The sequence below is a fragment of the Azospirillum cavernae genome (genome assembly GCF_003590795.1).
In the GTDB taxonomy this organism is placed as follows: domain Bacteria; phylum Pseudomonadota; class Alphaproteobacteria; order Azospirillales; family Azospirillaceae; genus Azospirillum; species Azospirillum cavernae.
The window spans coordinates 1,553,050-1,571,786 of sequence record NZ_QYUL01000001.1 but is presented as its reverse complement, the minus strand read 5'-3'; the positions used below and the strand labels follow the sequence as shown (position 1 = coordinate 1,571,786).

The window sequence follows — 18,737 nt, the reverse complement described above, 5'->3', positions numbered from 1 at the left end:
CCCCGCTTTTCAGATGGTGAACCAGCCGGGACGGCGCGCGGTCATCCACAGCAGCGTGTCTTGCCCGGTGGCGAAACTCGCCTTGTAGCGGGAATCGCCCGCCAGAAAGCGATAGCCCGCCATGCCCTCAGCGCGACAGCGGCGCATCGCCAACAGATGCGCGACCAGACCGGGGCGGCAATCGGCGTCCTCTTCATAGACCAAGCCGCTTTGATAGGCGCAGGCCCAGCCGCGCCACAGCAAATTGTACAGATAGCCGACCGTCTGCGATCCGGCGCGGACGCGCAGCAGATCGGGAATTCCATCCGCGAAGCTTTGCTCAATCAGGCGGCGGTGGAAGAGTCCGAAACTGGGGTTGGCGAAGGCGCCGGGCTTGTTTTTGGCCTGCCAGGACGCGCTGTGCAACCGCTCCAGCGCCGCCAGCCAGTCCAACGCCTCGCCGACATTGGCGGCCCGGTCGAGGGTCAATGGCCCGCGCCGTTCAAACCAGCGCAGCGACCGCCGGATGCGCTGGCGGCTGTTGCTGGACAGGGCGTCCAAGATGTCGCCGGGCGGCAGCGCGGCGAAGTCCGTGAAGGGCGCGGCTTGCGGCACGCGGAGCAGACGCGTCGCCAGCCCCTGCGCCCGGCACCGCTCGGCCCATTCCTCCGGCACGCCGCTGAGGTGAAGGCTTCGCCAACGTGGTCTCTTGTGGGACAGCAGCGCGCCGATCAACGCCGCCGTCGCCGCCTCATCGTCGCTTTCGTGAACCAGCAGACCGTTGTACTCGATCATCACCCCATCATGATCCGGGTCGCCGGTTTCGTTGAGGTGGAGCGACGCGCCGCGCCAACCGCTTTTCCAACCGTCGCGCGTCCAACCGCCCTTCCGATGGCCGAGCAGGGCCAAGCCGACCACAGCCCCCCCGCGCGTCACCCGCGCCAACCAGCCGGGCGTCCCGAACGCGGCGACCTGGGCGCCGATCCACGCCCAGGACAGAAACAAGGATGGCGCCGCGCGCGCCTCCAACGCCCGCCATTCCGCTTCCAAAGAGCGGGCGGGCGGGCAGGGGACGATCGCGGCGACGCAGACGCTTTGGTCGCCGCGCGCCGTCACGGCGTCCGCCCGACGGATGGAATCGTCTCGCCCACGCGGGCAAGGCGGCCATCGGGCAAACGGGGGCGGATCGCCCAATTCGTCACCGTCCGGTATTGCTTCATCGCGTCGGCGGGCGTGTGCGTCACCAGAAAATTATAGGCCTGGATGGCGCGCGACGATTGGGTGACGGTGATGGTGGCGGCCAGCGCCGCTTTGGCGACCGCCACATAGCAATAGGCGCAAGACGGGTAGCTTTCCGGCACAAAGCTGGTTCGCGTGCCGCCGTCGGTAAAGCTGTCGGCCAACACGCGCCGCCAGCTTGGCGTCGGCGCCTTGGTGACGGGATCGAACAGCTTCAGGACATAAGCCGGGCCATAGTAGGGGTTGAAGCCCTGGTTGGCGCTGATGAAGCGCCCGGCGATGAAATTGGCGCTCCAATCCAGCAGGTCGCGGGCGCCGGCGAAACCATGCCCGTCCAGTCCGGCCAGCGCCAGGGCCATGAAGTCGATCTGCCATGGACCCAGCCCGCCGGGAACCCGCGAATCATCGCCCATGAACCAACCCTCGACCTCTCCCGCCGCCCGCATCACCCGGCGCCCGACATAGGCGTCGCGCAACAGGGCAAGTTCCTGGGTGATCTGGCCGACGAAGTAGCCTTTCAGCGGATGGGCGTCCGGCGTGGCGTAAGCGGCGTCGCCCAGATCGCGCAGTTCCCACGCCAGGGCGCGAACCTGCTTGGCCATGATGTTGCTGCGATAGGCCGGGTTGAAGGCCCCAAGCCGCCACGCGGACACCGCCTGCAACTCGTCCAGATAATAGCGGTCGCCGGACAGCAGATAGGGCACGAAGGCCAGCGACGGCGTGTGAGCGTCGTCGGTGGTCCAGCCGGTTTCCTTCGCCAACGTGGCCAGGGTGGTGGCGGAAACCTCGTTGGCCGTCACCTTGGCGCGGTAATCGAGCCAGAGCTTGGGGTGCTGGTCGATCCGCACATACTGGCCGGAGATCGCGTCATGGAAATGCCAGGGCGCGCTGCCCGACGCGTCGGCGTTGGCGTACATCGCCCGTTCGGCGCGCGCGTCCTGGCTTATCAGATAGGAGGACGTCCAGGAGGGCAGGATGCCGATGTCCGACCGCCCGCCGGTGGTCGGCATGTATTTTTGGATCAAGGCGGCCCCAAGCGGGCCGGTGTCGGCCTTGGCCAGCGCCGTCGCCGTGTCCGCAACGGCGGACGTGTTGACGCCGAGGTCGGTGTCGAACGCCGGAATGGCGCCGGTTCGGGTCAGGTAATCGACGTCGCGCAGGACGGCGACCGTGTCGCCCCCCGTCTCGCTACCGCCGCTCCACACCGCCCGCCGCCAGTTGGCGGCCCGATGATGGCTCAACCCGGCGGTGAAGACGGATTGCCCCGCCGCGCGGATGTCGGCCCGGTAGGCGACGGTTCGGCTGTTCGCCGTCCAAAGATTGTCGTTGGCGACCATCACCCCGGTGCGCACCCGCCCATCGGCGTAGGCGCGAATGTCAAAGCTGGCGCGCAGAAGCGGATCGATCCGCGCCTCAACCCGGAACTCGCTGACCAGCGGTCCGCTCAACCAGGTGTCAAGCCGTCCCGCCGCACTCGCCTGCCGCAGCAGATCGGCGGCGTCAAGGTCGCGCGCGATCCCGTCGGCGAAGGTCACGCGCAACGTCAGGGCGTAGCCCTGGGCCAACAGGGCGTTGGCCGTCACAGGCGGAGCGGACGGCGCGGCCTTGACGGCGACGAGCATCACATCGACGGCGCGCCCGGCGGCCAGGGCCGGAGCGGTCAGGGTCAGGATGGCGTGCTTGATCGAGCCATCGGCGTAACGGGTTTTGACGTCGGCTTGCGCCGGGGTTTGCCGTGTGCCGATCCGCGCCTCGATTCCATCGCCGCGCGGCGCCGCTCCGGCGGCGAACACTTGACCGAAGGTGACGGCCTGCGACCGGGATGGTTGGCCCGCGCGGTTCACCAGCATCATGCCGACCAGATCGCCTGGAAGCGCTGGCTTGGTCATGGCCGGCGCCCGCAAAACTGTGTTGGTGGCGGCGACCGCCGCCTCGGCGACCAGTTGAAGCGGCGCTTGCTCCTCGCCGTCCGCCAGACGGTCGTCCGCCCGGCTGGAGATTGGCGCGATGGTGAGGATGAGAACCGCCAGCGATGCGGCTCCGGTCCAGTTCCACCGGCGTCCTGTCGTCAATGCAATGTCCGCAACGTCACGTCCCCCCTTGTTTGGCTGGTCAACGCCCGGTGATCGGCGTCGCTGTCCCTTGGTGATATGGGCGCGACAGGGGGGCGTGCGAGTGATAACGTTTGGTCATCCTGAGTTTTCTCGGGAATGAGGAGATCGGACCATGCCGCCCCACGCCAGCGCCGCGACGCCGAACGCGGGGGGGGGAATCGGGCCGCCGCCGTCCAACGCGCGGATCGTCTTTCCGGCGGACAGCCCGCCGCAATTGCTGGTTTTCATCGACGCCGAGGAGGAATTCGACTGGTCGAAATTCGCCCCGGACCAGACCAGCGTGCGCAACATCGCCGAACAGCATCGGGCGCAACGGGTGCTCGAACGCTTTGGCTGCGTCCCGACCTATCTGGTTGATTACCCGGTGGCCGCCCAGCCCGAGGGGCGCGGGCCGCTGCGCGGCCTGCTGGCGGATGGGCGTTGCCAGATCGGGGCGCAGCTTCACCCCTGGGTGACGCCGCCCTTCGTCCACCCGAACATTACGCTGTCGCAGACCTTCGCGGGCAACCTCGCGCCTGAGCTGGAGCGGGCCAAGCTGGCCAATTTGACGGCGATGATCGACGAGGGGTTCGGCGTCAAGCCCTTCGCCTATCGGGCCGGGCGCTATGGTTTCGGCCCCAACACGGCGGGGCTGTTGCGGTCCCTGGGATACCGGCTTGACGTCAGCGTGTTGGCCGGGGCGGATTTCCGCCGGGGCGGCGGGCCGTGCTTCCGGGGCTTCGGCGTCGCGCCTTATTGGCTTGATGCGGATCGGGAGTTGTTGGAGATCCCCTTGACCAGCGACTATGTCGGGGGGCTGAGCCGTTGCGGCGATTCCCTTTACGCGCTGGCCGATTCCCGCCTGGGGCGGGCCGTCCGCATCCCGGCGGTGCTGGCGCGGACGGGTTTGCTCAACCGCGTCCGTCTGTCGCCCGAGGGGCAAAGCTGCCGCGAGGCGATGGCGTTGACCCTGGCGCTGCTGGCGCGCGGCGTGCGCCTGTTTTCGGTCAGCTACCATTCCTCGTCGCTGCTGCCGGGCGGCAACCCCTATGTCCCGACCGGGCGGGAGGTGGATCGGCTGATCGGCTGGCTGGCCGAGTATCTGGAATTCTTCCTGACCGTGGTCGGCGGGCGAACCGTCACCCCGACGGAGATCCACCGGCAGGTCCAGCGCCTGGATTCTCCATAACCGCGCGCAGGTCGCCATCGAACAGGCGGCGGTAGGTCGAGAACATCCGGCTCTGATCGAAGCGGTCGCGCGCGTGGGCGGCGTTGGCCTGTCCGATGGTTTTGCCGCGCGCCGGATCGTCGAGAAGCGCGGCGATGGCCCGGCCCAAGCCGTCGGCGCTTTTGGCGACGATGAAGGGCCGGTTTTCCGGCGCGACCATGGCGGCGACGTCGCCGACCGAGGTCGCCGCCAGCGGCAGGCCCGCCGCCATCGCCTCCAGCACGCTGATCGGCATCTGTTCGGTGTCGGACGACAGGGCGAACAGGGAGAAGGACGGCAACAGCCGTTCCGGCGTTGGGCAGGCCCCGGTGAAGACCACCCGTTCGCCCAGCCCCAACGCGGCGGCGTGGGCGGTCAAAGCGGCGCGCTCGCCGCCCTCGCCGACGATCACCAACCGCGCGGGCCGGTTGGCGGTGGCTTGGGCGAAGGCGTCGAGCAGGCGGCGCAGGTTCTTTTCCGCCCGCAAGGCGGCGACCGTTCCCACCACCGGCAGGCCGTCGTCGGGAAGGCCGCAGGCCGTGGCGAAGGCCCGGTCGGGGGCGGCGGCGAAGCGGGCGCAATCGACGCCGTTCGGCGCGTGAATCAAGCGCGTTTCGGGCAGGCGCCAAACCTTGCGCGCGATGCGGTCGAGGGTGAGGGAGGGCAGCAGCACCAACGACCGCCGCAGGGCCAGACGCCGGACCCACACCCGGCGGGCCAATTGCCGTTCAGCCTCTTCGGGACCGAAACCATCCTCCATGTGCAAATGGGGAGTCCGCCCGTCGAGATTGGCCAGCGCCCAATCCATCGACCCCCAGTTCGAGGTTATCAGCAGATCGGGCCGCAGGGCGTCCAACCGCGCGCGAAGGACCCGCCACAGCGCCCAACCGCCGCGCCCTTGGCGGGGCGGTTGGGCCATCAGTTCGACATCCAGGCCGGGGTTCAGACGCGACGCCGCGTCGGTCCGCCCGTCCATGGCGATGACGACATGGCGGTAGGCGTCGCCAAAATGGTTGGCCAGTTGGGCGAAGCGCGTCTGCGGCCCGCCGATTGCGAAGGTGGCGTAGACGTGCAGCAGAGTCCGCTTGGCGCGGGGCATGGGGGTGGGCATTCCCGTCTCAACCGGCGTGAACGCGGATGCCGCGTTCGATGAAGCGGTCGCGGTCGGCCACCGGGCGCCAATCCAGGGCGCGTTTGACGTCGTCGCAGTCGAAGCGGGCGTTCAGCCCGCGCGACAGGATGTCGTGGCGGGCGGGGCGGGCGACCATCCGTCCGGTGGCCCGCTTGACCAGCCATTTGACCATGTCCTCAAGCCACAATTCGGTTGGGATTTTGGGGTGGAAGCGCAAGGGGCGCTCCTGCGCCTTGGCCAGCTCCGCCACATACTCGCGGGCGGACAGCCGGACGTCGCCGACCAGATTGTAACAGCGGCCCACCACCCCCGCCGCCCGGCAGGCCTGCCACACCGCGTCGGCGACATCCTCGACCAGCACGAAGGGCAGGGGGTTGCGGCCCCGGTTCCAGCCGACGCAATGCTGATCGTTGTTGAAAAAGCCAAGGGCGCTGTGGTTGGCGACGCCGCCCGCCCCAACCACCACGCCGGGCCGCAGGACGCACAGCGGCAGCCCCTGGCGGGCGTGCATCTCCAGCAGCGCCTCGTCGCAATCGGCCTTGGCGCGGGCGTAGTCGCCGCGCTGGTCGCGCTGCGGGTCCGGCGGGGTGGCCCCGGTGATCGCCGCGCTCTGCGGCCCGAGATACAGGCTGGCGATCGAACCGATGTGGATCAGGCGTTCGACTTTGCGCTCCAGGCAGACGCGGGCCACCATTTCGGCCCCGCCGACCATCGCGGCGCGCACCGCCGCGAAGGTCGCGCCGCCGCCGCCATGGGCCAGATTGACGACCAACCGCGCCCCGCCGACGCCCCGTTCGACATCCTCCTGATGGCGCATGTCGCCCTGGATGACCACCACGCGCGGGTCGGAAAAAACGGCGGCCAGATTGCGGGTGTTGCGCGCCATCACGCCGATCCTCATTTCCCCACCCTGAACGTCCCCGGCCAGCAGGCGGCGGACGACATGGGCGCCGATGAAGCCGGTGCCGCCCAGCACCATCACGTCATAATCCCCCTCCGTGCGCAGCGTCGCGGGCGCGGGCTTGACCGTGAAGGCGGCGGTGGACGCCTGAGCGCACAGCCCGACCAGATGGGCGCCGAACGCGCCGTCGAGTTCCGGTTTTTTCCCATCGTCGAGCGCCTGATGGAAGGCGGCGACGCTGCCCTGGACGCTGCGGTAAAAACCGTCGGAACGGCTCCTCAGCTTGGCGGTGGACAGCAGGGCGTCGGCGAGATTGCGGCCCCCCTCGCGCAGCAGGCCGCCGCCGGTGGCGCAGCCCGACAGGAAGGAATCGGCCATGTCGAGCCAGCGCGTCCGCTTGTGGGTGACGAAGCGGTTGTTGAGAATGTCGGCGACCGCCACCCCGTCGTCGCACGTCACCGTGATTTCCCAGAACGGAAAGCTCTCACCAAGCGCCATGCGCAAGGTCGCGGGCAGCCGGGCGCCGCGCAGGGACAGCGCGATGGTCGGGTAAAAGGGCATGCCCGGCGCGATCTCCACCGGCGGCCCGGCCATCGCCTGCATTTCCTCCACCCGACCCGCCAGCGCAACGATTTGGGAGAGCGGATGGACGGCCTGCTCCAGCAGGATGTTGCCCGGTTCGGCGAACATCCAATGGCCGAAGGCCCGCGTCGTCAACTGGCGCAGGGGAAGATTGCAGACGCAGGAGACGGAGCGGGGACGGCCAAGCGCGCGGGCGGCGACGGCCGCGCGCAGCCGGACGAAGGCCGGATGGTGGACGAAATTCTGGTTCACGCCCAACACCGCGCCGTGGTCCTGCGCCGCCTGTTCCAGCGCCGCGCATTCGGCCAAGGTCGCGGCCAGCGGTTTTTCCAGCAGAACCGGAACGCCCGCCCGCAGAAAGGGCAGGGCGGTCGCGGCGTGCAGGTTGGGCGGGGTCAGAACGTGGACGCACTCGACCTCGCCCGTGGCCAACGCCTCCTCCGCCGACGCGAACACATGGTCGATGCCCCAGCGCCGCGCCAGCGACTGGGCGGCGGCCTGGTCGGGATCGACGACGCCGCACAGCGTCAGGGTTGGAAGGGCGCGCACCGCTTCGGCGTGGACGTGCGAAATGAAACCGGCCCCCACAAGACATACCTTCCGCATGACCGCTCAGCCTCCCTGTTTCCATTCCGGCACGACGCCGGGGCAGGAGATCGGCGGGCGGGGGAAAGGGTTCAAGCCCGTCTTCGCTCGATAACCACAAATAAAGCCTGAGTTTTCCGGCTTTGAGTACTTTCCGAAGCTGATCGGTGAAGTGGTCATCCGGCTATTGTCCCTGTGATTTGATGAGCGGTTTGACGAGCGGGACTGACAAAACGCCCGCCGCGCATCCCTGATGGAAAGGGCAAGCCGATTTGTTCGACGCGATTTCCAACGTCAGTTACGGGCTGTGCGCCATCGCCTACGCCTCCCTCGCCCTTTTGATTGGGGCGCGGCGGGGCGCGGTTCCCTGGCGCTGGCCGGTTTTGGCCGCCTGTCTGGCCACTGGGCTGTGGGCGGCGGCGGTGTTGGGTTGGTTGACGGGGTTCGCGCCGCCGCTGCTTCCGCAACTGGCCGAGTCCGTCCGCAACGCCTGCTGGATTTTTCTGTTGCTGGCGCTTTTGGGCGGCATCGACCGACTGGGCGCGGTTGGAGCGCGGCGGTTGTCGGCGCAACGGCTGCTGACGCCGCTGGTCGTGCTGGCCGTCGTGCTGGACGTCGTCACGCTGGCGGCGGCCCCGGTCTTTGCCGGGCTGGGCTGGCTGTTGATCCCGCTGGATCAACTGGTGGCGCTGGTCATTCCGGTGCTGGGGTTGTTGATCCTGGAAAATCTGTTCCGCAACAGCGGACCCTCCGGGCGTTGGGGGCTGAAGCACGCCTGTCTGGGGCTGGGCACGATCTTCGCCTTTGACTTCATCCTTTCCGCCGACGCGCTGCTGCTGTCGCGGGTCACGCCCGATTTTCTGGCCGCCCGTGGGCTGGTGACGGCGTTGACGGCGCTGCCGGTGGCGGTGTCGCTGACGCGCACGGCCAGTTGGACCCGCAAGCGCGACATCGACATCAACGCCTCGCGCGGGGGGGTGTTTTTCACCGCCGCCCTGACGGTCTGCGGCGTCTATCTGCTGGCGATGGCGGCGGCGGGTTTCTACATCCGCGAAATCGGTGGGCGCTGGGGGCTGACCCTGCAAATCGTCTTCGTGGTCGGCGGCTTGGCGCTGCTGGCCGCCGCGCTGGGGTCGGGAACCCTGAAATCCCATTTCACCGCCCTGGTCCAGCGCCACTTCTTCACCGTCAAATATGATTACCGGAACGAGTGGCTGCGCTTCGTCCGCGTCCTGTCCTCCACCATGCCGCTGAAGCTGAGCGAGCGGCTGGCCCGCACCTTGGCCGAGATGATCGACAGCCCCGGCGGCGCTTTGTGGGTGCGTCAGCGGGGCGACCACGCCTTTGTGCTGGGCGCGGCATGGAACTATCGCGGGGTTTGCCCGTCGGTTGGGCGGGAGTCCGCGTTGATCGGCTTTCTGGAAAAAACCGGCGCGATCATTGAAATCGACGCGGACCGCCCGCCGTCCCCGCGTGGTTCGGAAGCGGCGTTGCCGGACTGGATCACCGGCCATCCCCAGGTCTGGCTGGTGATTCCGCTGATTTTCGGCGGCGAGATTCTGGGCTTTCTGGCGCTGGACCACGCCCGACGGCGGCGTCGGCTGGATTGGGAGGATCGCGATCTGTTGACGACCACGGCGACCCACGCCGCCAGCTATCTGGCGCAGGAGCTGGCCGCCGACGCGCTGAGCGAGGCCCAGCGGTTTGAGGAGTTCAACCGGCGCTTCGCCTTCGTCGCCCACGACATCAAGACGGTGGTCGGCCAGATGTCGCTGATGCTGGAGAACAGCCGCCGCTTTGGCGACAACCCGGATTTTCAAAAGGACATGGCCGACACCGTGCGGAATTCGGTGGCGCGCATGACGGCGCTGTTGGCGCAATTGGCCGAGAAACGGCGTCCGCCGGAACATGGGGCGGCGGCTGGACTGGCGGCGGTCGATGTGTCGGCCCTGCTGGCGGGCGTCGCCGAACGCTGGTCGAGCGTCCGACCGGGGGGGCTGTCGCTCGCTCCCTCGGCCATCGCCCTGCGCGCCGTCGCCAACGCGGACGCATTGATCGGCGCGCTGGATTTGCTGATCGACAACGCGTTCGCCGCCGCCGGTCCCGGCGCGGCGGTGCTGTTGCGCCTGAGCCGCAGCGGTTCCCAGGCGGTGGTCGAGGTGGAGGACAACGGCCCCGGCATGGACCGCGATTTCCTGAGCGCGGAGCTGTTCCGGCCCTTGCGCTCCACCAAGCCCGACGGTTTCGGCATCGGCGCTTACCAGACCCGCCATGTGATCCAGGACATGGGCGGACGGTTGGAGGTGGACAGCGCGCCCGGTCGGGGAACGACGATGCGCGTCCTGCTTCCGCTGGTCGCCGACGCGGCGGTTTCGGCCCCAGAGATTCCAGCCTCGGCGACGCTGGCCCGCGTTGGAGGGCTGGCGCGATGACCGGGAGCAAACGGACGCTGTTGATCGTCGAGGATGACGACGGGTTGCGCACCCAAATGAAATGGGCGCTGGCCGATTACGAGGTGCTGACCGCTGGCGACCGCGACAGCGCGCTGCGTCTTTTCGACAAGGAACAGCCGCCGGTTCTGGTGCTGGATCTCGGCTTGCCGCCCGACCCCAACGGCGTTGGCGAGGGGCTGGCCCTGCTGGAAACCGTCTTGAAACGCCAGCCCTTGACCAAGGTGGTGGTCGCCAGCGGCAACGAGGAGCGGACGAGCGCCCTGACGGCGGTTGGTTTGGGCGCCTATGATTTCCACCCCAAGCCAGTGGACCCCGACACGCTGCGGCTGATTGTTCAGCGCGCCTTCTATCTCTATGATTTGGAACGGGAAAACGCGCAGATCGTCGGCGAGCGCTCCTCCCCCCTGGCCGGAATCATCACCGCCTCGCCCAAGCTGTTCCAGAATTGCCGGATGGTCGAACGGGTGGCGGGGGCCAACGTCGCCGTGCTGATAACCGGCGAAAGCGGGACCGGCAAGGAGATGTTCGCGCGCGGCGTCCATGATTGCAGCCCGCGCGCCGGAAAGGCCTTCGTCGCCATCAACAGCGCCGCCATCCCGGAAAATCTGCTGGAAAGCGAGCTGTTCGGCCACGAAAAAGGCTCCTTCACCGGCGCGGTCAAGCAGACCATCGGCAAGGTCGAACAGGCCCATCAGGGCACGCTGTTCCTCGATGAGATCGGCGACATGCCGCTCAACCTTCAGGTCAAGCTTCTGCGCTTTCTGCAAACCCGCAGCATCGAACGGGTTGGCGGGCGCAAGCCGATCGAGGTGAATGTCCGGGTGGTGTCCGCCACCAACCGCGATCTGGCGGCGATGATAAAAGACGGGAGCTTTCGCGAGGATCTGTTCTACCGCCTCAACGAGGTGGCGATCCACATCCCGCCGTTGCGCGAGCGCCCCGGCGACGCCGTGTTGCTGACGAAATATTTCCTGGCCCGCTACGCCAAGGAGTTCGCGCGCCCGATCAAGGGATTGAGCGGCGACGCGCTGGCCGCCGTCACCAACCATCCCTGGCCGGGAAATGTGCGGGAGGTCGAGAACCGGGTCAAGCGGGCGGTTCTGATGGCCGATGGCCGGATGATCTCCAGCCTGGATCTCGATCTGGCGACCGACGGGGACGCCCCCGCGCCGCTGACCCTGCGGCAGGCCCGCGACCAAGCGGAGTTCGTCGCGGTCAGCCGCGCGCTCAGCCTGGCCGACAACAACATATCGAGCGCGGCGCAGATGCTGGAGGTGTCCCGTCCGACCCTCTACGGCCTGATGCGCGTTCTGAACGTCAAGAACAGGGAGCTGGAATGAAGCCGATTCATCGTTGGCTAATTGGGCGCTGTTTGGTCGGCGGGCTGATCGGAGTCGTCCTGACGGCCCCGGCGGCCTTCGCGTCCACCGCGCTGATTGACGACGCGCGCGCGTCGCTGGCCCAGGGCAACGCCAACGCCGCCCTGTTCCAGCTCAAAAAGGCCGTGCGGGAAAACCCGACCAGCGGCGAGGCGCGGTTCGAGTTGGGCGCGCTGGAGATCCGCTTGGGCGACCTGGTCGCCGCTGAAAAGGATTTGACCTTGGCGCGCGCCAACGGGCATCCCGCCGCCCAGGTCAACCCGTTGCTGGCCTTCGCGCTGCTGGCGTTGGGAGAGAACGAAAAGCTGCTGGCCAACGTGCCGCCCTGTCCCGACGACGCCCAGTGCCGCAGCGACGTGTTGGCCATCCACGCGCGGGCGCGCTTGGCGCTGCGCGATCTTCCCGGCGCGGACGCCGCGTCCAAAGCGGCGCTGGAGGCGGTTCCCGCCAACCCGTCGGCGCGGATCGTCCATGCCCTGGTGCTGATGGTTCAGGGCGATTATCGGACGGCGGAGGAGGTGATTGACAGCCTTCTCTCCACCGATCCGAAAGCGCCGGAGGCGCTGGCGCTCAAGGGCGATTTGCGGCGTCAGGCGGGCGATCTGATCGGCGCGGTTGATCGTTTCAAGGCGTCTCTGGCGGTCAACCCCCGCGACGTCACGGTGCGGCAACGGCTGGCGCTGGCGCTCGCCGCTTTGAACCGCGACGACGAGGCGGCGACCGAGGTCAAAACCGTTCTGGATCAAGCCCCCAACGCGCCCATCGCCCGCTATCTGAAAGCCATGCTGGAGATCCGCGCGGGCAAGGTTGCCGACGCGATGGACAGCGTGCGCCCGGTCGAAGCGGCGATTGAACGGATCCCGCGCGGCGCCTTCCTGCTCGCCGTCATCCACGCCGCCAACGGCCATCTGGAGCAGGCGCTGAGCTTCGCCACCCGCTTCCACAGCGACGATCCCGACAATCTGGCCGGAACCAAGCTTTTGGCGGGCATCCACTACCGCATGCGGTCCTACGACAAAATCATCGCCCTGCTGGGGCCGATTCAAGACCGGCTGAGCGACGACCCGCGCGCGCTGGATCTGTTGGGGTCGGCCTACATGGCCGAAGGCTGGGTGAAGGAGGCCAACGAGGTTCTGGCCAAGGTCGCGGCGCTGGCCCCGAACGACGCCGCCCGACAGGCCCGTCTGGCGGTGGTCCAGACGCAGCAGCCATCCACCCGCGACGCGGGCGTTCGCGAGTTGGAAAATCTGCTGGCCGCCGACGCCGGAAACGCGCAGGTCGGCATGGCGCTGCTGTTCTCCTATCTGGCGCAGGGCGATCCGGACCGCGCCATCGACGCGGCGACGGCGATGGTGAAAACCCAACCCGAATCCCCCCTGCCTTTGACCATCCGGGGCGCGGTTTGGCTGGCGAAGGACAATGAGGCCGCCGCCGCCGCCGATTTCCAGGCGGCGCTGGCCAAGGACCCGGATTTCATCCCGGCGGCAAGCTACGCCGTCGAGCTGGATTTGCGGAACGAGGCGTTCGACCGCGCGCGCCAAACCATCGACGGGCTGTTGAGCCGGAAGCCCGCCGATCTGCGGGCCTTGATGATCCGCGCCCGCATCGAGGCGCGCGCCGGTCAGCCCGACCGCATGGTCGGTTTTCTGCAAACCGCCATCGCCGCCCATCCCGACGAGGCCGATCCCCGGATCCAGTTGATGCGGACCCTGGCCGGGTTGGGGCAGACGGCGGAGGCGGTTCAGGCGGCGGACGATCTGGCGCGGACCCAACCGCGCAACCTGGCGGCCCTGGATCAAGCGGCGCAACTCTATCTGGCGCTGAAGGAGCCGGCGAAGGGTGTCGATCTGTACCGGCGGCTTCAGGCCAGCCACCCGGAATCCTCCGCCATCCACCTGCGGCTGGGGCAGGCGCTGGTCGGGTTGAACCGGCTGGAGGAGGCGCGCACGGCCTTTGACCGGGCGCTGTCGGCGGATCGCGCCTCCATCCCGGCGTGGCGCAGCCGCGCCCAGCTTGAGTTCGCCATGAAGGGGGACGCGGCGGCGCTGGCCGTCGTCACCAGGGCGCTCGCCCAAAACCCCGACAGCGACGAGGCGCGCGTGTTGGAGGGGGACGTGCTGACCGCCGCCAACCGCCTGCCGGACGCCGAGGCGCGTTACGCGGCGGCGCTGGCCGCCCACCCGTCCGCCGTCGCGGCGGGGCGGCTTTACCGCGTTTTGATCCAGCAGGGCGACCGCCCGCGCGCCCGCGCCGCGCTGGTCGCGTGGCTCACGGTGGAGCCGGAGGATCCCGGCGCGCTGACGGCGCTGGCCGAAGATGATCTGGTGACGAAGAATTACCCGGCGGCCATCCAGCGGTACGAGGCGCTGTCCGCGCGCTTTCCGCAGAACGCCCTGCTGCTCAACAACCTCGCCTACGCCTATGACGCGGTGGACGACCCGCGCGCGACTCAGACGGCGCAGACCGCCTTTCGCCTGCAACCGACCTCGCCGGACATCATCGACACGTATGCCGATCTGCTCTACCGCAAGGGCGACGCCGCGCAGGGGGCGGTCCTGATGCTGCGCGCCCACGCGATGGCTCCGCGAAACCCGCAGATCGCCTATCATCTGGCCCGGATGAAGGCCGACGCCAAGGAGTTCGACGCGGCGCGCGGCCTGCTGAAGCCGATTTTGGACGCCAAGCTGGCCTTTGGCGAGGCGGACGACGCCCGCGCCCTGTATGACCGGCTCGGCGGGGTCTGAGCCATGGCCGCCGCCCCGCTGCGCATCCTGAGCTTTTCGACCCTGTACCCGAATCCCGGCCAGCCGGTTCACGGCGTGTTTGTGGAAAACCGCCTGCGCCATCTGGCGGCGTCGGGCGGGGTCGATCTGCGCGTCGTCGCCCCGGTGCCCTGGATTCCGCCGGGGATGTCCGGCTTTGGCGCGTGGGCGCGCTACGCCCAGGCGCCCGCTTGCGAGGAGCGTTATGGCCTGCGCGTCTGGCACCCGCGCTTTCCGGCGATTCCCAAGGTCGGCATGGTTCCGGCGCCGCTGCTTCTCTACGCCTGGACGCGGCGCTTGGTCCGGCGTTTGGCCGAAGAGGCTGATTTCGACCTGATCGACGCCCATTATTTCTACCCCGACGGCGTCGCCGCCGCCCTGATCGCGCGGGAGTTGGGCAAGCCGCTGGTCATCACCGCGCGGGGAACCGACGTCAATCTGATCCCGGCCCACGCGCTGCCGCGCAAACAAATCCAATGGGCCGCCCGCCACGCCGCCGGTCTCATCACCGTGTGCGAGGCGCTGAAGCGGGCGCTGGTCGATCTGGGGGTGGCCGACGACAAGGTGCAGGTGCTGCGCAACGGCGTCGATCTGGATCTGTTCCGACCGCAGGATCGCAACGCCGCCCGCGCCGCGCTGGGCGTGTCGGGCCGCGTTCTGCTGTCGGTCGGCCTGTTGATCGAGCGCAAGGGGCATGGGCTGGTCATCGACGCGCTTCGGGAGTTGCCGGGCTTCACGCTGCTCATCGTCGGCGGCGGGCCGGACGGCGCGGCCCTGGAGGCGCGGGCGCTGGCGGCGGGGGTGGCCGACCGGGTGCGTTTGCTGGGCGAGACGCCGCACGCCCGTCTGCCGCCCATCTACGCCGCCGCCGACGCCCTGGTTCTGGCGTCCAGCCGCGAGGGTTGGGCCAACGTGCTGCTGGAGGCGATGGCCTGCGGCACCCCGGTGATCGCCACCGACGTGTGGGGCGCGAAGGAGGCGGTGACGACGCCCGAGGCCGGGACGTTGATCGGCGCGCGGTCCGCCGCCGGGATCGCCGAGGGGGTGCGCCGCCTGTTTTCCAGCCTGCCGGATCGCGCCGCGACCCGACGTCACGCCGAACGGTTCAGTTGGGACGAAACGACCCGTGGCCAGCGTTCCCTGTTCGGCGCCCTTCTGACCACGCGAAAGGCGGTTCACCCATGAACGGCGTCAACCCTCACCCATCGTCAATCCCGCAAGGGCTGGCCGTCTTGCTGCTGCTGAGCGTCGCCCTGTCGGGCTGCGCGGCGATGGACCCGCAGACGGCCTTCGCGCCCAGCCTGGTCAACGTCAAGGACGACGTTGGCAAGGATTATCTGATCGGCCCCGGCGACCAGTTCCAACTGCTGGTCTGGGGCAATCCCGAGCTGTCCTCCGTCATGCGGGTGCGGCCCGACGGGCGGATTTCGGTGCCGCTGCTCGACGATGTGTCCGTTGCCGGTCGGACGCCGGTCGCGGTGTCCCGCGATCTGGAGGAAAAGCTGTCCGAGTATGTGATGGGCGTCAAAGTGGCGATCATCATGATCGACGCGATTGGCCCGATGGGGCGTCAAATCCGTGTGGTCGGGCAAGCCGCCAAGCCGCAATCGCTCAGCTATCGCAAGGGCATGACCGTTCTGGACGTGATGATCGCGGCGGGCGGTCTGACCCCGTTCGCCGCCGGGAACCGGGCGACCATCAGCCGGACGACGAACGGCGAGCCGACGCTCTACCGGGTTCGTCTGGCCGATCTGCTGAAGGACGGCGACGTGACCGCCAACGTCGAGGTGGCGCCGGGCGACATCGTCACGGTTCCGCAGAGCTGGTTTTGATCCGGCGCTCGCCGGAATGGCCGGAATGGAAGGATGAACGCGCGTGACACTCGCCGGACAGGTCGGCACGAAGGTCAGGATCGTTTTGCGCCCCTATTGGCGCTGGCGGCGGGTTGGGCTGTGGGTCGCCTGGGTGCTGGCCCTGGTCGGCTGGCTCGTGGTGTTCACGCTGCCCGACCGTTTCGAGGCGATGACCCGCATCTATGTCGAAACTGAAAATCTGCTGACGCCGCTGTTGCGCAACATCGCGATCCAGGCCGATGTCGAAAAGCAGATCAACGTCATGCAGCGGACGCTGCTGAACCGAAAAAATCTGGTGCAGGTCGCCCACGCCGCCGATCTGGATCTGAACGTCACCACCGACATCGGCAAGGAGCAGCTTTACGAGTGGTTGGCGCGGCGGATCGTCATCAAGGCCGAAGGGCACAATCTGTTCACCGTGACCTACGCCAACCCCGACCCCCGGCGGGCGCGCAAGGTGGTCGAAACGCTGCTCAGCCTGTTCGTTGAAACCAACCTTGGCCTGAACCGCGCGGGCATGGAAAGCGCGCGCAACTTCATTGAAAACCAGATCGCCGAGTATGAACAGACGCTCAAACGCGCCGACGAGCAACTGGCCGATTACAAATCCAAACACGCGGACATCCTGTCCGCCACCGGATCCAACTTCTCCAACCGTTACGACGCGGTCAAACAGAGCCTGTTCGCAGCCAAGAGCCGCTACGACGACGCGGTGGTCGCGCGCAAACAGTTGCAGATCAGCCTGGACGCCACCCCGCAATTCCTCGACATCGACAGCGGGTCGCAGGTGACGGTGAACACCGGGCGCGCGGCGGCCCCCGCCACCTCGGCGCGCGGGCGGGTGCTTCAGCTTCAGGCCGAACTCGCGCAGTTGGAGGCGCGCTTCACCAGCCTTCACCCCGACGTGGCGGCGACGAAACGGGCGCTGGAACAGGCGCGGATCGACGCCGACCAGGAGGCCCGCACGCAGAAACCGGCGGGCGGCGGCGGCGGGCGTGGCCGCGTGTCGAACCCGGTCTATGAGCAGGTCAAGCTGCGGTTGATCCAGGTCGAGGGGGAGATCGCCCAGGCCGAAAGCCGCTTGCAACCCCTGACCGAGGAGCAGGCCCGGCTGAAGCTGTTGGCGGAAACCGCGCCAAGGATCGAAGCCGAACTGGCCGACCTCAACCGCGATTACGGCGTGGTCAAAGGAAAGTTCGAGGAGCTGCTGGGGCGGCGTGAATCGGCACGGGTCAGCGCGGCGTTGGAGGCCAGCGACGACAAGCTCCATTTCCGCATCATCGAACCCCCCCAGGTGCCGATGCGGCCCAGCTTTCCCAACCGGCCCTTGTTCTTCACCGGCGTTCTGCTGGCCGCCCTGATGTCGGGCGGCGGGGTGATGATGCTGTTGCAGAAGACCGACGACACGGTGACGTCCACCGACACGCTGACCGACCTGTTCGGCCTGCGCGTCATCGGCGTGGTGCCTCAGGTGGCGAAGACCCTGGACCTGAAGGATCACCGGCTGCGGAACGTCCTGGCCGTTCTGGCGTTGCTTGTCCTGGCCTATCTCGGGGTGCTGGTCGTGAATCACTTCGTCCGCTTCAGCGATCTGCTGCCGCTTGTGAACCTGCCAGCGTTTCTTCAAAGGATCCGCGACTATGCCGGATGATCCCCTTCAGCGCGACGACCGGCTGTCGATGGTGGAACGGCTGGCGGCCCGACGGCTGGCGAGCGGGCCGATGCCGGTTTCGGCCCCGATCCTGGCCCCGATCCAGGCGTCTCCGGTCTTCGCCGCGCCAGAGCCGCCGCCGCCGCTCCAACCCGACCCGCCGCCGCTCAGCGTTCCGGTCGCCAAACCCGCCGACCCGGCGCGGCCGCCGCTTCCGATTGATTTTGACCGTTTGCAGGCGGCGGGATTCATCACGCCGACCTCGCCCCGCAGCCAACAGATCGAATGTTTTCGCGCCATCAAGCGCGCCTTGCGGCGGATCGCCTTCCCCGAAGGGACGGCGGAACGGGAAACCAACAGCAACGTCATCATGGTGACGAGCGCGGTGGCGGGGGAGGGCAAGACCTTCGTCGCCCTGAATCTGGCGATGAGCTTCTGTCTGGAGCGCGATCTTTTCGTGTTGTTGATCGACGGCGACAGCCACCGCCGCAGCCTTGGTTCCTGGCTGGGCGCGGAGACGGAACCGGGGTTGGTCGATCTGCTGGCGGGGGACGCCCACGACGTCGGCGACATCATCCGGCGCACCAGCGTGCCGAATCTCAGCGTCATGCCGGCGGGCCGCCCGCACGCCCATGGCACCGAGCTGTTGTCCAGCAAGCAGATGGGCGCGCTGATGCGTGACGTCGGCGCCCGCTACGCCGACCGCATCATCATCATCGACACCGCGCCGGTGCTGGCGACCAACGAGGGGGTGGCCCTGTCCGCCCATGTCGGTCAGACCGTGCTGGTGGTTGAAAAGGACGCGACCACGAAACGCAATCTCCGCGAGGCTTTGGCCAAGCTGAAGGGCGGGCGGAACCTCTCTTGCGTCTTCAATCGGGTGACGGACGAGCACAGCTTCGCCGATGGCGGGTATTGAGC

Annotated in this window: 12 protein-coding genes; 8 read left to right on the top strand and 4 right to left on the bottom strand. The window is 68.1% G+C overall.

What is annotated here, in order from left to right:
• Positions 1–9 precede the first annotated feature (9 nt).
• Both D3877_RS07150 and D3877_RS07145 read right to left on the bottom strand, forming a co-directional pair.
• Complete coding sequence (locus D3877_RS07150; RefSeq protein ID WP_119829975.1) at positions 10–1,095, bottom strand: GNAT family N-acetyltransferase; 1,086 nt, start codon at positions 1,093–1,095, stop codon at positions 10–12.
• Positions 1,092–3,290 (bottom strand): hypothetical protein, encoded by a 2,199-nt coding sequence (locus tag D3877_RS07145; RefSeq protein ID WP_119829974.1) that lies wholly within the window; start codon positions 3,288–3,290, stop codon positions 1,092–1,094. The genes D3877_RS07150 and D3877_RS07145 overlap by 4 nt, the downstream gene beginning before the upstream one ends.
• A gap of 154 nt (positions 3,291–3,444) precedes the next feature.
• On the opposite strand from D3877_RS07145, the gene D3877_RS07140 reads away from it, so the two are divergent.
• Positions 3,445–4,500 carry a polysaccharide deacetylase family protein gene (locus D3877_RS07140; RefSeq protein ID WP_119829973.1) on the top strand — a complete coding sequence of 352 codons (1,056 nt, stop codon included), beginning with the start codon at positions 3,445–3,447 and terminating at the stop codon, positions 4,498–4,500.
• Here D3877_RS07140 and D3877_RS07135 read toward each other — a convergent pair.
• Entirely contained in the window at positions 4,451–5,629 is a 1,179-nt protein-coding gene (locus D3877_RS07135) for a glycosyltransferase family 4 protein (protein ID WP_119829972.1), read from the bottom strand. The two genes, D3877_RS07140 and D3877_RS07135, sit on opposite strands and share 50 nt — an antisense overlap.
• A gap of 7 nt (positions 5,630–5,636) precedes the next feature.
• Positions 5,637–7,739, bottom strand: a complete 2,103-nt coding sequence (locus D3877_RS07130; RefSeq protein WP_119829971.1) for a Gfo/Idh/MocA family oxidoreductase — start codon at positions 7,737–7,739, stop codon at positions 5,637–5,639.
• A 251-nt stretch (positions 7,740–7,990) separates the two neighbouring features.
• Here D3877_RS07130 and prsK point away from each other — a divergent pair, with 251 nt between their 5' ends.
• Genes prsK through D3877_RS07095 form a run of 7 tightly spaced genes read left to right on the top strand, consistent with a single transcriptional unit; the run spans position 7,991 to position 18,735 of the window.
• The gene (gene prsK / locus D3877_RS07125; RefSeq protein WP_119829970.1) at positions 7,991–10,150 is read left to right on the top strand and encodes an XrtA/PEP-CTERM system histidine kinase PrsK; all 2,160 of its coding nucleotides are present in this window, start codon (positions 7,991–7,993) and stop codon (positions 10,148–10,150) included.
• Positions 10,147–11,511 (top strand): PEP-CTERM-box response regulator transcription factor, encoded by a 1,365-nt coding sequence (gene prsR / locus D3877_RS07120; RefSeq protein ID WP_119829969.1) that lies wholly within the window; start codon positions 10,147–10,149, stop codon positions 11,509–11,511. Before prsK ends, prsR begins: the two co-directional genes overlap by 4 nt.
• Positions 11,508–14,294 (top strand): XrtA/PEP-CTERM system TPR-repeat protein PrsT, encoded by a 2,787-nt coding sequence (gene prsT, locus D3877_RS07115; protein WP_119829968.1) that lies wholly within the window; start codon positions 11,508–11,510, stop codon positions 14,292–14,294. The genes prsR and prsT overlap by 4 nt, the downstream gene beginning before the upstream one ends.
• Before the next feature lie 3 nt (positions 14,295–14,297).
• On the top strand, positions 14,298–15,497 hold the full coding sequence (locus tag D3877_RS07110) for a glycosyltransferase family 4 protein (protein ID WP_119829967.1): 1,200 nt from the start codon (positions 14,298–14,300) through the stop codon (positions 15,495–15,497).
• Positions 15,494–16,144, top strand: coding sequence for an XrtA/PEP-CTERM system exopolysaccharide export protein (locus tag D3877_RS07105; protein ID WP_119829966.1), 651 nt, complete (start codon positions 15,494–15,496; stop codon positions 16,142–16,144). The genes D3877_RS07110 and D3877_RS07105 overlap by 4 nt, the downstream gene beginning before the upstream one ends.
• Positions 16,145–16,187: 43 nt before the next feature.
• On the top strand, positions 16,188–17,816 hold the full coding sequence (locus D3877_RS07100; RefSeq protein WP_119829965.1) for an XrtA system polysaccharide chain length determinant: 1,629 nt from the start codon (positions 16,188–16,190) through the stop codon (positions 17,814–17,816).
• Positions 17,806–18,735 carry an AAA family ATPase gene (locus D3877_RS07095; RefSeq protein ID WP_119829964.1) on the top strand — a complete coding sequence of 310 codons (930 nt, stop codon included), beginning with the start codon at positions 17,806–17,808 and terminating at the stop codon, positions 18,733–18,735. Before D3877_RS07100 ends, D3877_RS07095 begins: the two co-directional genes overlap by 11 nt.
• Positions 18,736–18,737 lie beyond the last annotated feature (2 nt).

Excerpts from the sequence above, each read along its gene's own strand:
- D3877_RS07140 (WP_119829973.1), top strand. The coding sequence starts at position 3,445 with ATGCCGCCCCACGCCAGCGCCGCGACGCCGAACGCGGGGGGGGGAATC.
- prsR (WP_119829969.1), top strand. The coding sequence starts at position 10,147 with ATGACCGGGAGCAAACGGACGCTGTTGATCGTCGAGGATGACGACGGG.
- prsT (WP_119829968.1), top strand. The coding sequence starts at position 11,508 with ATGAAGCCGATTCATCGTTGGCTAATTGGGCGCTGTTTGGTCGGCGGG.
- D3877_RS07105 (WP_119829966.1), top strand. The coding sequence starts at position 15,494 with ATGAACGGCGTCAACCCTCACCCATCGTCAATCCCGCAAGGGCTGGCC.
- D3877_RS07135 (WP_119829972.1), bottom strand. The coding sequence starts at position 5,629 with ATGCCCACCCCCATGCCCCGCGCCAAGCGGACTCTGCTGCACGTCTAC.
- D3877_RS07095 (WP_119829964.1), top strand. The coding sequence starts at position 17,806 with ATGCCGGATGATCCCCTTCAGCGCGACGACCGGCTGTCGATGGTGGAA.
- D3877_RS07110 (WP_119829967.1), top strand. The coding sequence starts at position 14,298 with ATGGCCGCCGCCCCGCTGCGCATCCTGAGCTTTTCGACCCTGTACCCG.
- D3877_RS07130 (WP_119829971.1), bottom strand. The coding sequence starts at position 7,739 with ATGCGGAAGGTATGTCTTGTGGGGGCCGGTTTCATTTCGCACGTCCAC.